Annotated in this window: 11 protein-coding genes and 2 pseudogenes; 3 read left to right on the top strand and 10 right to left on the bottom strand. The window is 64.4% G+C overall.

All coding sequences use genetic code 11. The features are described 5' to 3' along the window. The coding region (locus tag CAL25_RS05175; protein ID WP_249278955.1) for an AIDA repeat-containing protein at positions 1-4,166 on the bottom strand (4,166 nt) is incomplete at its 3' end. Between the two features lie 69 nt (positions 4,167-4,235). Beyond that, positions 4,236-4,769, bottom strand: a pseudogene (locus tag CAL25_RS24570) (ESPR-type extended signal peptide-containing protein); the annotation flags it as partial. Between the two features lie 482 nt (positions 4,770-5,251). Here CAL25_RS24570 and CAL25_RS05165 point away from each other — a divergent pair. The 3 genes from CAL25_RS05165 to CAL25_RS05155 all read left to right on the top strand — a co-directional run bounded on the left by CAL25_RS05165 (position 5,252) and on the right by CAL25_RS05155 (position 8,053). Next, positions 5,252-5,704: a DUF2214 family protein gene (locus CAL25_RS05165; RefSeq protein ID WP_094798888.1), complete on the top strand. Its 453-nt coding sequence runs from the start codon at positions 5,252-5,254 to the stop codon at positions 5,702-5,704. Then, complete coding sequence (locus CAL25_RS05160) at positions 5,704-6,567, top strand: EcsC family protein (protein ID WP_094798887.1); 864 nt, start codon at positions 5,704-5,706, stop codon at positions 6,565-6,567. The genes CAL25_RS05165 and CAL25_RS05160 overlap by 1 nt, the downstream gene beginning before the upstream one ends. 493 nt (positions 6,568-7,060) lie before the next feature. Beyond that, the gene (locus CAL25_RS05155; RefSeq protein WP_094798886.1) at positions 7,061-8,053 is read left to right on the top strand and encodes a Bug family tripartite tricarboxylate transporter substrate binding protein; all 993 of its coding nucleotides are present in this window, start codon (positions 7,061-7,063) and stop codon (positions 8,051-8,053) included. Positions 8,054-8,241: 188 nt separating this feature from the next. Here the strand turns inward: CAL25_RS05155 and CAL25_RS24510 are convergent, their stop codons facing one another. The 8 genes and pseudogenes from CAL25_RS24510 to CAL25_RS05125 all read right to left on the bottom strand — a co-directional run bounded on the left by CAL25_RS24510 (position 8,242) and on the right by CAL25_RS05125 (position 13,605). Then, entirely contained in the window at positions 8,242-8,766 is a 525-nt protein-coding gene (locus CAL25_RS24510; RefSeq protein ID WP_283162755.1) for an SMP-30/gluconolactonase/LRE family protein, read from the bottom strand. Beyond that, a complete protein-coding gene (locus CAL25_RS24505) occupies positions 8,759-9,121 on the bottom strand; it encodes an SMP-30/gluconolactonase/LRE family protein (RefSeq protein ID WP_212590869.1) in 363 nt (120 codons plus the stop codon). The genes CAL25_RS24510 and CAL25_RS24505 overlap by 8 nt, the downstream gene beginning before the upstream one ends. Next, positions 9,114-9,995: an SDR family NAD(P)-dependent oxidoreductase gene (locus tag CAL25_RS24165; RefSeq protein WP_170948388.1), complete on the bottom strand. Its 882-nt coding sequence runs from the start codon at positions 9,993-9,995 to the stop codon at positions 9,114-9,116. Before CAL25_RS24165 ends, CAL25_RS24505 begins: the two co-directional genes overlap by 8 nt. Before the next feature lie 84 nt (positions 9,996-10,079). Further along, a complete protein-coding gene (locus CAL25_RS05145; protein ID WP_094798885.1) occupies positions 10,080-11,003 on the bottom strand; it encodes a LysR substrate-binding domain-containing protein in 924 nt (307 codons plus the stop codon). Between the two features lie 88 nt (positions 11,004-11,091). Next, positions 11,092-11,193: pseudogene (locus CAL25_RS24565) on the bottom strand (Arm DNA-binding domain-containing protein); the annotation flags it as partial. 84 nt (positions 11,194-11,277) lie between these two features. Continuing rightward, entirely contained in the window at positions 11,278-12,582 is a 1,305-nt protein-coding gene (locus CAL25_RS05135) for a citrate synthase (RefSeq protein WP_094798883.1), read from the bottom strand. Between the two features lie 20 nt (positions 12,583-12,602). After that, positions 12,603-12,863 carry a succinate dehydrogenase assembly factor 2 gene (locus CAL25_RS05130; protein WP_094798882.1) on the bottom strand — a complete coding sequence of 87 codons (261 nt, stop codon included), beginning with the start codon at positions 12,861-12,863 and terminating at the stop codon, positions 12,603-12,605. A 25-nt stretch (positions 12,864-12,888) separates the two neighbouring features. Next, the gene (locus CAL25_RS05125; RefSeq protein WP_094798881.1) at positions 12,889-13,605 is read right to left on the bottom strand and encodes a succinate dehydrogenase iron-sulfur subunit; all 717 of its coding nucleotides are present in this window, start codon (positions 13,603-13,605) and stop codon (positions 12,889-12,891) included. Between the last annotated feature and the right edge of the window lies 1 nt (position 13,606).

The following is a 13,606-nucleotide window of genomic DNA, read 5'->3' as shown; positions in this document are numbered from 1 at the left end:
CCGGAGCTCACGACCGTGCTCGTGACCGAACCGCCAGAGCCCACGTTCTGCTGACCGCCGTTGCCGACCTGCGTGTTGGAGGCGTTGCCGCTGACGTTCTGCGTGCCGCTGACTTGCGCGCTGTTGGCCGAACCGCCGCTGATGACGTTCTGGGTGCCGCCGCTGCTTACGACCGTCGAATTGGCGTTGCCGCCGGAGCTGACGGTTTGCGAGCCGCCGGAGCTGACGACCGTGTTGGTGGCCGAGCCACCGGAGCCTACGTTCTGCTGGCCACCATTGCCGACCTGCGTGTTGGAGGCATTGCCGCTGACGTTCTGCGTGCCGCCGCTGCTGACTGCGGTGGAAGTCGCATTGCCACCGGAGCTGACAGTCTGTGTACCGCCTGAGCTGACAACGGTGGAGTTGACGTTACCGCCCGAGCTGACGGTCTGCTTGCCGCCGGAGCTGACAACGGTGCTGGTGGCCGAACCGCCAGAGCCCACGTTCTGCTGACCGCCGTTGCCGACCTGCGTGTTGGAGGCATTGCCACTGACGTTCTGCGTGCCGCTAACTTGCGCGCTGTTGGCCGAACCGCCGCTGCTGACGTTCTGGGTGCCGCCGGAGCTTACGACCGTGGAATTGGCGTTGCCGCCCGAGCTGACGGTCTGCGTACCACCAGAGCTGACGACCGTGCTGGTGACCGAGCCGCCGCTTCCGACGTTCTGCTGGCCACCATTGCCGACCTGCGTACCGGAGGCATTGCCGCTGACATTTTGCGTGCCGCCACTGCTGACAGCGGTGGAGGTTGCATTACCGCCCGAGCTGACGGTTTGCGTGCCGCCGCTGCTGACCACCGTGGAGTTGGCGTTGCCGCCCGAACTGACGGTCTGCTTGCCGCCGGAGCTGACAACGGTGTTCGTGGCCGAACCACCAGAGCCCACGTTCTGCTGACCGCCGTTGCCGACCTGCGTGTTGGACGCATTGCCGCTGACGTTCTGCGTGCCGCTGACTTGTCCGTTGTTGGCAGTGCCGCCGCTGTTGACGTTCTGCGTACCACCGCTGCTGACGACAGTGGAGTTGGCGTTACCGCCCGAGCTGACGGTCTGTTTGCCACCGGAGCTCACGACCGTGCTCGTGACCGAGCCGCCAGAGCCCACGTTCTGTTGACCGCCGTTGCCGACCTGCGTATTCGAGGCGTTGCCGCTGACGTTCTGTGTACCGCTGACTTGTCCGTTGTTGGCAGTGCCGCCGCTGTTGACGTTCTGCGTACCGCCGCTGCTGACGACCGTGGAGTTGGCGTTACCGCCCGAGCTCACGGTTTGCGTACCGCCAGAGCTCACCGTCGTGCTCGTGGCCGAGCCACCCGAGCTGACGTTCTGTTGCCCGCCGCTCGACACCTGCGTGCCGGATGCATTACCACCCGAACTCACGTTCTGCGAACCGCCCGCACTGACCACCGTGTTGCTGGTCGTCCCGCCACCGCTTACGTTCTGCGCACCACCGCTACTGACGACCGTCGAGGTGGTCTTGCCGCCCGAGCTGACGTTCTGTTGGCCACCGCCCAACACCTGAACGCCGAAGGCATTGCCGCCACTGCCGACGTTGTGCTGGCCTCCACTGCTGACCGCGGCCCCGATGGCGCTGCCGCCAGACGCCACGTTTTCCTGACCGCCGCTCTGCACGGTCGTGCCGCTGGTGTAGCCGCCCGAACTCACCCATTGAGCACCGCCCGAGCTGACCACGGTATAGAGTGCGCTGCCGCCTGCACTCACCACCTGATCTCCGCCGCTCGAGACCTGGGTGGACGTAGCCGTGCCGCCGGACGACACCGTTTGTTTGCCGCCGGATGAGATTTGGGTGTTACTCGCCTGGCCACCGCTCTGAACGCCCTGGCTACCGCCGGCGCTAACGATCGTGGACGTGGCGGTGCCACCGGACGACACCGTTTGATTGCCGCCGGACGAGATTTGGGTGTTACTCGCCTGGCCACCACTCTGAACGCCCTGGCTGCCTCCGGTGCTGAGGGTCGTGGACGTGGCCGTGCCGCCGGACGAGACCGTCTGCACACCACCGGAAGAGACTTGCGTGCTGGTCGCTTCGCCGCCGATCAGGACGCCCTGGCTACCGCCATTGCTCAGCGTCGTGGACGTTGCCTTGCCGCCGGACGACACCGTCTGTTTCCCACCGGATGACACCTGCGTGTCGCTCGTTTGACCGCCGCTCTGCACGCCCTGGCTGCCGCCTTGCTTCACGGAAGTGGACGTGGCCTGGCCGCCGGACGACACCGTCTGGTTGCCGCCGGAAGACACTTGCGTGTCGTTCGCAGCGCCGCCGCCCTGCACACCTTGGCTGCCGCCATCGCTAAGCGTCGTGGAGGTGGCCGTCCCGCCGGACGAGACCGTCTGAACACCCCCGGAAGACACCTGCGTGCCGCTGGCGTCACCCCTGCCCTGTATTCCCTGGCTACCGCCACTGCTCACCGTCGTGGAAACGGCCCTGCCGCCGGACGACACGATTTGCACGCCACCCGTGGACACGTGCGCGTTGCTCACCCGGGCGCTGGCCTGGACCGTCTGGGTGCCGCCCGACGACACGTGCGTGTCGGAAGCCAGAGCAAAGCCAGACACCGTTTGGAAACCGCCATTGCGCACAATGGTGGATGTGGCCAGACCATTGCTGTCGACGGACTGCGAGCCACCCGACGACACCTGCGTATGGTCGGCCCGACCGTAAACCACCTGGCTACCGCCATTGCTGATGGTCGTGGATGTCGCCGTGCCACCGGAAGATACGATTTGCGCGCCCCGCGAGGACACATGCGTATCGCTCGCCTGGCCACCGCTCTGCACGACCTGTTCACCACCATTGCTGACGGTCGCGGACGTGGCCGTCCCGCCGGACGAAACCGTCTGAACACCGCCCGAGGACACCTGCGTATTGCTCGCCTGACCGCCGCCCTCCACGCCCTGGCTACCGCCACTGCTGAGGCTCGTGGACGTGGCCGTCCCGCCGGACGAGACCGTCTGAACACCGCCCGAAGACACCTGCGTGTTGCTCGCCTGACCGCTGCTCTCCACGCCCTGGCTACCGCCGCTGCCAAGGGTCGTGGACGTGGCCGTCCCGCCGGACGAGACCGTCTGAACACCGCCAGAAGACACCTGCGTGTTGCTCGCCTGACCGCTGCTCTCCACGCCCTGGCTACCGCCGCTGCTAAGGGTCGTGGACGTCGCCGTCCCGCCGGACGAGACCGTCTGAACACCGCCCGAAGACACCTGCGTGTTGCTCGCCTGACCGCCCGTCTGCACGCTCTGGCTGCCGCCATCACTGACCGTCGTCGATGTGGCCGTGCCGCCCGACGTCACCGTTTGAATGCCGCCCGATGACACCTGCGTGTCGCTCGCCTGACCGCCTTCCAAGACACGCTGCCAGCCGCCCGACGATACCTGGGTGCTCGTGGCCCGGCCCGAGTCATAGATTGTTTGTGTGGCGCCGTCGCCGACGATCGTGGACGTGGCCCTGCCGTCGGCATGGACCGATTGAGAGCCCCCTGAAGATACCCGCGTGTAGTCGGCCTGGCCGGACACCGTTTGCCGACCGCCAGCGCTGACGATCGTGGACGTCGCCGTGCCACCCGAAGACACCTGTTGGTCGCCGCCCGAGGACACGTGCGTCTGGATCGCTTGACCGCCTTCCCGCACGACCTGGTAACCGCGGTTGCCGATGATCGTGGACGTGGCCGAGCCGCCAGACGAGACGACTTGATAACCACCGGACAACAATTGCGTGTTGCTCGCCTGGCCGCCGTTCTGCACGGCCTGCCTGGCGCCATCGGCGACGAACGTGGACGTAGCGGTGCCGCCCGATGACACGGTTTGCACGCCGCCTCCGGACAGGAGCGTATTGCTCGCCTGACCGCCGCTCTCCACGCCTTGTCTGCCGCGATCGTAGAGGATCGTGGAGATCGCCACGCCGCCGGAAGCAACCGTCTGCAGACCGCCCGACACCCGCGTGTTGCTGGCCTGACCACCGTCGACGCTTTGGGTGCCGCCGGCGCTGATCGTGGTGGAGGTCGCCGTACCGCCCGACAGCGTCTGGGTGCCGCCCGACATCACTTGCGTACTCAGGACGTTAGCGCCGCTCAGCACGGTCTGAATGCCGTTGTTGCTGATGGTGGTGGCGGTGGTCACGCCCCCGCTCGACAACGTTTGCCTGCCACCCGCCGACACTTGCGTGCGGAAGGCGTCGCCGCCGCTCTCCACAATTTGCCTGCCGCTGTTTCCGATAATAGTGGACACGGCGTAACCGCGCGCCGAGACGATCTCCGTTCCACCCGACGACACCTGCGTCCTGTCGACCCGACCGCCATCATGCACAACGAGTGTGCCCCCTCCGGTGACCGCCGTGTTGCTGGCGCTGCCCCCGGCACCGATTGTCATGGTGGCGTTCGACCCGACCGTCGTCTGCAATGCCCAGCCACCATTACTCACGCGAGTTCTGAACGTGCTGCCACTCGACGTGTTCGACAAAGTCCAGTTGAAGATCGTTCCGAAGACCTCGGCATTGTCGTCCACCAGGGTCTCATCAGAGCGATTTGTAAACCGGGGGACCGTGACGTCGGCCTCGGCGGCCGCCCCGAGGGTCATTCCCAACACGCCCGCGAGGGCAGCCGCGGCGGCCGTTTTGCGTACCGACTTCGACGCCTTGCCGCGTCGGGGGCCGATTTCACTGGTGACCACCCATGCGGCACGCACCACACTCCAGATTACGCGGTAGATTCGATTCAGGCCCATGTTCTCTTCGCAGGTAGGCGAGGCAGCTTTTCCGGACGTCAGTACTGACGTCAGGTACAGACGGCTTCGAAAAATAGTTGGAGTCCGTGGGATGGCGACCGGGTCGATCGAGGCGCCGCTCCCATGCCCAACGATGGGCCGAAGTGTGTGTTTGTCCGACGAGCCGAGCTCTAGAAGATGCTCTAAACATTCGAAGAATCAGATCAGCGCACGCAAAAGTGCTATTGCTAATACTGAGCACACACGTGTGGGCAAGCCCGGCCTTCGTGCGCGCGTAGCCCCGCTGCCCAGCAACGAGGGGATGCGGTGATCTGTCATGAGGCGAGACCTCGATGTCTTCTTGTGATGTTCGGCGCAGCAAAACATGCCGTCCGCGCAGCACGACGCGGTTACGACAGCTGACACCCAGGGGCACGCAGGAATTGGTACAACAGGGTTGGAGCCTGCGCATGGTGCGCCGGCCCGCTCCGGGAATTCGCCTCATGGTGCAAGACGCATTGCTGGCCTGGCTGCATTACATAGCCATCTTCTTTCTCATCGTGGTGCTGACCGCGCAGGCCGTGCTGCTGCGCCCGAACCTCGCGCCGGCGACGGTGAGGCGTCTTGCGCTCTATGACCGCCTCTATCTGGTGTCGGCCATCGTCGTGCTGCTCACCGGCCTCGCGCGCCTGATGATGGGCGCCAAGGGCATGGACTTCTTCATGCCCAATCCGTGGTTCCACGCCAAGATCACACTGTTCGTCGTGATTGGTCTCTGTTCGATTCCGCCGACGCTCGCCTTTCTGCGCTGGAAGCGGCAGGCCGCCAGCGAGCCGGGCTTCGTGCCGGCCGAGACCGAGATCCGCCGGGCACGCCGCTGGGTCATGATCGAATCGCACCTGTTGATTCTGGTGCCGTTGTGCGCGGCCCTGATGGCGCGAGGCGTGGGTTTCTGATGACGAACGCCCTTCCCTCCCTGCACGATCATCCCGACGACCTGGCGGCTCTCAAAGCCGCCGTGGCGCGGCTCGAGGCGCCGTCGCTCACGATCCGGCTGTCCAATATGATCGGCTCGCCCATCGAATGGGCGATCAGCAAGCTGCCACGCGCCGCGTCGTCCAAGATCCAGGATGCGGTGCACCTGGCCTTGCACAAATCCGTGTCGGCGGCGCTGCGCACCTTCCCGGACAAGGCCACGGGCGGCGCGCCGCGCAATCGCACTCATGGCGCGGCAGCGGCGCTCACCGGTGCGGCGGGCGGTTTCTTCGGGCTCACAGGCACGCTCGTCGAGCTGCCCTTCTCCACCACCATCATGATGCGTTCGGTCGCGGACATCGCCCGCAGCGAGGGCTTCGCGCTCGACGACCCCGAGATCCAGCGCGAATGCGTGCAGGTGTTCGCGATGGGTGGCACGTCCAAGGACGATGACGCGGCGGAGTCGGCCTATTACGCGTTGCGCACGGCCTTCAACGAAGTGGCCAAGGAGACGGCGCGCGCGCTCGCCGAAGTCGCGACCAAGCATTCCGCGGGCAAGGTGTCGGCGCACTTCGCGTCGCCCAAGCAGGCCGGCACCTGGCTCGCCAAGACGATCGAGGTGGTGGCGCAGCGCTTCGGTATCAACATCACCGAAAAAATCGCCGCGCAGGCCGCGCCGGTGGTCGGCGCCGTCAGCGGCGCGGCGATCAACGCGCTGTTCATCAATCACTACCAAGAGATGGCGCGCGGCCATTTCACGGTCAAGCGGCTCGAGCTGAAGTACGGCGAAGACGCCGTGCGCCAGGCCTACCGCGAGCTGCTGGCCGCCCATCCCCCGCGCTGACCGCGCGCCGCCTCCCACCCCCGCCGGCCACGCGCCCCGGCACGGTGCGCCGGGCCGCCAGACGTTCGGCGGCCCATCGCCCAGAGCTCTCGGGCCGAATGCCGGGCGCCCCGCCCCCTCGCGAACCGCACAGCGAGCCGCCGATCCGCGGCTGGCCGACACGCATTTCCAATTTGCTGCTCTGCACCTAGGGATAGTCCCAAATCTCCTGGCGCCGGCAAATGGTGATAATACTGACCTGTATACAGCGCTATCTACAGCGTGCCGCCCGGATTGCCGGGTCGTCATCGCCCTGCCGCCCGCTCGCGGCGGTGGGCGCGGACAGACCGCCGGACCCACACGCCAGCAAAGCCAGGAGCACTGAACCGTCACGTCACACGCCCGCGCACCGCGCGAGGCGAGCAGGTCCGAAGCACAAGACAGACATCGCTTTCGTGGTGCCGCCTCCCCCGGCGAGCACCGTTTACCAGCGCCACACACAAGGGGAAAAACCATGTTGCGCTCGCTCAGTACCGCTGCCTTGATCCTGACCACCGCCTTCGGGGCGACCGCGCAGGCGGAAGATCCGGCCAAATGGCCCACCCGCGCCATCACCATCGTCGGGGGTTTCCCCGGCGGCGCAGGCACCGACCTGTATGCCCGCAAGATGGGCGAGGCGCTCAGCAAAGAGCTCGGCGTGGCGATCATCGCCGACAACCGCACCGGCGCCGGCGGCAACGTCGCCTCCGACATCGTCGCGCGCGCCCCGGCCGATGGCTATACGTTCCTGCTCGGCACGGCCGGCACGCATGCGATCAACGCGGCGCTGTACAAGAGCCTGTCGTTCGACGTGCAGAAAGACTTCACTCACATCGCGCTGCTCGGCGACGTGCCCAACGTGCTGCTGGTCAATCCCAAAAAGCACCCCGACATCAAGACCTGCGGCGATCTGATCAAGCTCGCCGAATCCAAGCCGAGCGCGCTGAACTACGCGTCGACCGGCAACGGCGCATCGGGCCACCTGGCCGGCGCGCAGTTCACCAACGGCGCCAAGATCAAGGTCACGCACGTGCCCTATCGCGGCCAGGGTCCGGCCATGACCGCCCTGCTGTCGGGCGAGGTGGACTTCTTCTTCAACCAGAGCGCCCCGTCGGTGCCGGCCGTGAAGTCGGGCCAGGTGGTGGCGCTCGGCGTGACCACGGCCGAACGCATCAAGGCCCTGCCCGACGTGCCCACGATCGCCGAAGCATGCAATATCAAGGGCTACGAAAGCAGCACCTGGTACGGCCTGTTCGCGCCGGCCAAGCTGCCGCCCGAGATTCAGAAGCGCATGTCGGAGGCCGTGATCAAGGTGATCAGCACGCCCGAGTTCAAGACCTGGCTCACCGACACGCAGGGCATCCTGCCGCCGGCCGACCCCAGCATCGCCGCCTTTCAGCGCGTGCATCAGGCCGACATCAAGCGTTGGGCCGAAGTGGTGAAGCTGTCCGGCGCGACGGTCGACTGATCGCGTCAACGCAGACTGCTCTATCCGTACGGGGCGCGGCGCCATGGGGCCGCGCCCCGTTTTACATGAGGGTGCGCCGGAGAAAAGCACTCGCCGCCCTTACGCCAACGGCTTGCTGCCCCCCGAGGGGGCATTTTGTCTTGGGGCGGCGCAGGACAAAACGCCCCGGTGTGATCCGCGACGCGGCATCATTCCTTGAACAAGTGACGTGGAATGCCAGCGACGTCGGGCCGAATGGCATACAAGTCGCCAGCATCCGGGTAGGCGTCAAGTTCCGAAGGCGTCATGGCAAAGCGCGCGGTAGTGATGAACAACGTGTCGAGATCATCTCCGCCGAAGCAGCAACTGGTGGGGCGCGGCACGGGCATGGCGAGGCGCTCGCTCAAGTGCCCGTCGCGGTCGTAGCGCAGCAGGCATCCGCCGTTGAACTGACAGACCCACAACCCTCCGGCGCGATCCAGGGCGATGCCATCGGGGCGCCCCAGTTCGGCCGGGGTCTGGGCGAACGACGTCACGGCTCCGAGTTCGCCCTGGGCTGAATACGACGCCTGCAAGATCAAGCGCGCAACAGAATCGACAAAGAACAGCTTGCGTCCATCGTCAGACCAAGCCAGGCCATTGGGTAACGCCATGCCCCGATGAATGACTTGGGCATTCAGTGCACTGTCGTAGCGGTACAGCGCACCGGCTCTCTGGTTCGGACCTTCATTCATGAGGCCGGTGACAAATCGCCCCTGCGGATCGCAGGCGCCATCGTTGAAGCGAGAGCTCGCCCCCATCGTGAACGGCGGGAGTGCGCCTGTACACCTCGCCGCTCTCCAGATCCAGCGTGGCTACGCTGGCGTCTTCAGTGAAGATCAGATTGCCTTTATCGGTCAGCCCCAGGGCACCAATACGCGCCACCGATCGATGGACGGTTTCCACCTGTCCTTGTGGGCGCAGCACGTGGATCGTTCCACCTGAAATATCGACGAAGTACAACCGCTTCTTGCGTGCATCCCACACTGGGCTTTCGCCAAGACTGGCACGGACATGAGCGATCCTGCGCAGGCTTTGATGGTCACGCATCGTCGAACTCCTTGATGCGCCGCCAGTTCCGGGCGATGTCCTCCACGCTGGCACATTCGAGCCGCGCCAGGTTCGTGGGGTAAACGACGCCGGGGTTCTCGCAAAAGCGAGTGGCGGTGAACTGGCCATTGGCGGCGCGCAGGATGATGCCTGTGTCTTGGCACAATGAGCTCGCCAGATACAGCACGCCGGGAGCCACCCACTCCGGCTTCAGGTCCTCCGGCGGCTGCGTGATCCCCCACATGCGGGTCTTCGCAACAGGCGAGATCGCATTGACCAGGATACCGTGCGGCTCGCCTTCCTTGCTCAAGGCATTCATGATGCCCACTTGGGCCATCTTGCCGGCTGCGTAGGCCGCCAGGCCCGGCTGCGCATACTGTTGGTACATGGCACGGTCGGATGTGTTCAGCACCACTCGCGCCGCCGCAGACTGCTTGAGATGCGGCCAGGCGTGCTTGCACAACCAAATCGGTGCACGCAGGTTGATGCCGATGGCGCGCTCGAGGAAATCGTCTTCCTGCGCCTCGATGGGCTGATAGCCGACCCAGCCGGCGTTGTGGATCAGAATGTCCAGCGCGCCGAACTGCGCGATGGTCAGTGCCACCAGCTGCCTGCAGCCGGCCTCGTGATCCAGTCGTCCGCTATGCACGATCAATTGCCGGTCGTCGGCCCGCAAAGTGCGCGCCGCCTCGACAATCACATCCTCGTCGAGGCCCTCACCGGCCCGATCCGTGCCCAGATCACTGGCGACAACACGCGCACCCCGGTCGAGCAGCGCTTGCACATAGGCGCGTCCGAGTCCCTGAGCGGCGCCAGTGACGATAGCGACCTTGCCTTTGAAAAGCCCATCTGCTTGATGGCGCTTCTGTTCCATCGTGCACCTCCGTGAACCTGAATGTCACGATGATGGAACACGCACAGGACTCCGTAAAATATATTATTTATACCTAAACAATACTTAAATCGTCTCAATTGTCGGCGCTGATGCCATGGTGTCACGCACCTCGGCGATCAGTCTGTCGCGAATCACGCAGGGGGCGTGTTCGCTCCATCCCATCAGCAGTTCTACGTGCAGCAAGGCGTCCGGCGCCTCGACTTGAATTTCCCGGAACACCACGTCCTTACGTCTATCCTGCGCCATCGAGGCAGGCAGCAGCGCAACGCCAAAGCCTCCCGCCACCAAAGCCACCAGCGTCTGTAGCTGTCGTGCCTGCTGGACAATACGCGGCTTGAAACCCGCGGCCTCGCAAAGCTGAATCAGTTGGTCATGAAAGCCCTGGCCCAAATGTCGGGGCGAGGAAACAAAGCCGTCATCCTGAAGTGCGGACAGTGGGACGATCTTGCTGCCTGCGAAACGGTGCATGGCGGGCAGGGCCACCACGACAGGCTCACGCAGGATGGACGCGAATCGTAAGCCCGGTGCCGTCCTGCCGGGGGGCCTCATGAAGCCGAGGTCAGCGCGGCCATGTTCGAGGGCTTCCACCTGCTCCTGAGTCGTGGCCTCCTGCATCGTGAAGGAAACCGCCGGGAATGCGGAGCGGAAGCGCCGCAGCGCACGCAGCAATGCGCTGTAAGGCGCGATGTTGATGAAGGTCAGGGTGAGGTGTCCCTCGATGCCCTGCGCCACACGCCGGGTTTGCTCGACACTCTCGTCAAGCAGGCGCAACACGTCTCTGGACGACTTCAGAAAGGCCGCGCCGGCAGGCGTGAGCGACACGCTGCGATTGGTGCGCTCGAATAGCGGTGTGCCGATCTCCTGTTCAAGCCGACGAATAGCCTGGCTCAACGGGGGCTGTGCCATGTGGAGCCGTTCCGCAGCACGATTGAAATGCAATTCTTCCGCAACAGCGATGAACTGATGAAGCAGTCTGGTTTCAACCATAAGACTCTGCACCTATCGTTATGTTGCTTTCAATACTAGCCAAATATTGCCGAGAGGGTATGGCTATGACCGGCTGTATTTCGCCCCCCTTGCGGCCCGCTGGAGTAATCCTGCACGAGACGCCGGGCACCACGGTATCCCGCAGTTCGACGGCCTCGGCCTGAGGGCTCGCCGCAACTGCGGACTGCAAAGAAAAACCCCCGAGTGGCGAACCACATCGGGGGTTGAACCTTGCGCTGCCAGGGCGGCGCCACGAAGGCGCCGCGGCTGGTATTTAGCGCTTGGTCGGCACGTCGCGCGACACCGAGCCCGTGTAGAGCTGGCGCGGGCGGCCGATCTTGTACTCGGGATCGGACAGCATTTCGTTCCACTGAGCGATCCAGCCCACCGTGCGGGCCAGCGCGAAGATGGCCGTGAACAGAGAGGTCGGGATGCCGATGGCGCGTTGCACGATACCCGAGTAGAAGTCCACGTTCGGGTAGAGCTTGCGCTGCACGAAGTACGGATCTTCCAGCGCGATGCGCTCGAGTTCCATGGCCAGCTTGAACAGCGGGTCGTTTTCGAGACCCAGGGCCTGCAGGACTTCCTTGCAGGTTTCCTGCATCAGCTTGGCGCGCGGATCGTAGTTCTTGTAGACGCGGTGGCCAAAGCCCATCAGGCGCACGCCCGAGTTCTTGTCCTTGACCTTCTCCATGAACTCGCCGACCTTGGCCACGCCGCCGTTGGCTTGCAGCTCTTCGAGCATCTGCAGGCAGGCTTCGTTGGCGCCACCGTGAGCCGGGCCCCACAGGCACGCCACGCCAGCGGCGATGGCGGCGAACGGGTTGGTGCCCGACGAGCCGCACAGACGCACGGTCGAGGTGGAGGCGTTTTGTTCGTGATCGGCGTGCAGGATGAAGATGCGATCGAGCGCGCGCTCGACCACTTCGTTGACCTTGTACTCTTCGCACGGCGTCGCGAACATCATGCGCAGGAAGTTGCCGGTGTACGACAGGTCGTTCTGCGGATAGATGAACGGCTGACCTTGCGAGTACTTGTACGCCATCGCGACCAGCGTCGGCATCTTGGCGATCAGACGGATCGCCGAGACGTGACGGTGCTGGGCATTCGTGATGTCGGTCGAGTCGTGGTAGAACGCCGACAGCGCGCCCACCAGGCCCGTCAGGACGGCCATCGGGTGAGCGTCACGACGGAAGCCGCGCAGGAAGAAGTGCAGCTGTTCGTTCACCATCGTGTGGTGCGTGACTTGCGAATCGAAGTCCGACTTCTGCGTACCGTCGGGCAGCTCGCCGTTCAGGATCAGATAGCAGATATCGAGGAAGTCGCAGTTCACGGCCAGCTGTTCGATGGGGTAGCCGCGATACAGCAGCTCGCCCTTGTCGCCGTCGATGTAGGTGATGCCGGAGGCAGTCGCCGCGGTCGACATGAAGCCGGGGTCATACGTGAACATGCCAGTCTGGCCATACAGCTTGCGGATGTCGATCACATCCGGGCCGACCGTGCCCTTGTACACCGGGAGTTCAATAGGTGCGCTGCCATCCGAGAGGGATAGAGTGGCTTTTTTGTCTGACAGGTTCATCGCTGTTTCCTCACATTAAATCAAAGCTCTCGCATGCGACTGATGATCGCCTGAAGCCGGGGAGTGTCCAGAGGGGCCTCCAGCTCCTTGCGCGCCAGCAGCACGTCGAGCAGATCGTTGTCACCGAGCTCGAAAAGCTGAGTCAGTGCCGTTACGTCTTCGTCGGTCAACTGGGTCTCGTAGCGATCCAGATACCGGGTGATGATGAGGTCATTCTCGAGCAGGCCGCGGCGCGCGCGCCAGCGCAGCCGCGCCCGTTCCAATTCGGTAAGCCTGCTCATTGAGATGCCTTGAAACGTCCTAACACTAGACCGTACGACGGACCATCAGTTCCTTGATCTTGCCGATGGCCTTCGTCGGGTTCAGCCCCTTCGGACAGACGTCGACGCAGTTCATGATGGTGTGGCAACGGAACAGACGGTACGGATCTTCCAGGTTGTCCAGACGGCGGCCGGTGGCTTCGTCGCGGCTGTCGGCGATGAAGCGATAGGCTTGCAGCAGGCCGGCGGGGCCGACGAACTTGTCCGGATTCCACCAGAACGACGGGCACGAGGTCGAGCAGCAGGCGCACAGAATGCACTCGTACAGACCGTCGAGCTCTTCGCGTGCCTCGGGCGACTGCAGACGCTCGCGCTCGGGCGGCGGCGTGTCGTTGATGAGGTACGGGCTGACCGAGTGGTACTGATTGAAGAAGTGCGTCATGTCCACGATCAGATCGCGGATGACCGGCAGACCGGGCAGCGGCTTCAGAACGATGGGCTCTTTCAGCTCGCGCAGGTTGGTCGTGCAGGCGAGACCGTTTTTGCCATTGATGTTCATGGCATCGGAACCGCACACGCCTTCGCGGCAGGACCGGCGCAGGGCCAGGCTGTCGTCGACGTCGTTCTTGATGCGCACGAGCGCATCGAGCAGCATCTTGTCGGTCGGCTGGAGTTCGACGTCCAGCTTCTGCATGTAGGGGCGCTCGTCCTTGTCAGGATCGTAGCGGTAGATTTCGAACTTAACGATACGTTTGGTGCTCATG

Source organism: Bordetella genomosp. 5, from assembly GCF_002261315.1.
GTDB lineage: Bacteria > Pseudomonadota > Gammaproteobacteria > Burkholderiales > Burkholderiaceae_B > Bordetella.
The sequence above is the reverse complement of the archived record's forward strand: the minus strand, read 5'-3'. Positions and strand labels throughout refer to the sequence as shown.

Coding starts and splice junctions, on each gene's coding strand:
- CAL25_RS05125 (WP_094798881.1), bottom strand. CDS start 13,605: ATGAGCACCAAACGTATCGTTAAGTTCGAAATCTACCGCTACGATCCT.
- CAL25_RS05145 (WP_094798885.1), bottom strand. CDS start 11,003: ATGGTTGAAACCAGACTGCTTCATCAGTTCATCGCTGTTGCGGAAGAA.
- CAL25_RS05155 (WP_094798886.1), top strand. CDS start 7,061: ATGTTGCGCTCGCTCAGTACCGCTGCCTTGATCCTGACCACCGCCTTC.
- CAL25_RS05135 (WP_094798883.1), bottom strand. CDS start 12,582: ATGAACCTGTCAGACAAAAAAGCCACTCTATCCCTCTCGGATGGCAGC.
- CAL25_RS05165 (WP_094798888.1), top strand. CDS start 5,252: ATGGTGCAAGACGCATTGCTGGCCTGGCTGCATTACATAGCCATCTTC.
- CAL25_RS05160 (WP_094798887.1), top strand. CDS start 5,704: ATGACGAACGCCCTTCCCTCCCTGCACGATCATCCCGACGACCTGGCG.
- CAL25_RS24505 (WP_212590869.1), bottom strand. CDS start 9,121: ATGCGTGACCATCAAAGCCTGCGCAGGATCGCTCATGTCCGTGCCAGT.
- CAL25_RS24510 (WP_283162755.1), bottom strand. CDS start 8,766: ATGAATGAAGGTCCGAACCAGAGAGCCGGTGCGCTGTACCGCTACGAC.
- CAL25_RS24165 (WP_170948388.1), bottom strand. CDS start 9,995: ATGGAACAGAAGCGCCATCAAGCAGATGGGCTTTTCAAAGGCAAGGTC.
- CAL25_RS05130 (WP_094798882.1), bottom strand. CDS start 12,863: ATGAGCAGGCTTACCGAATTGGAACGGGCGCGGCTGCGCTGGCGCGCG.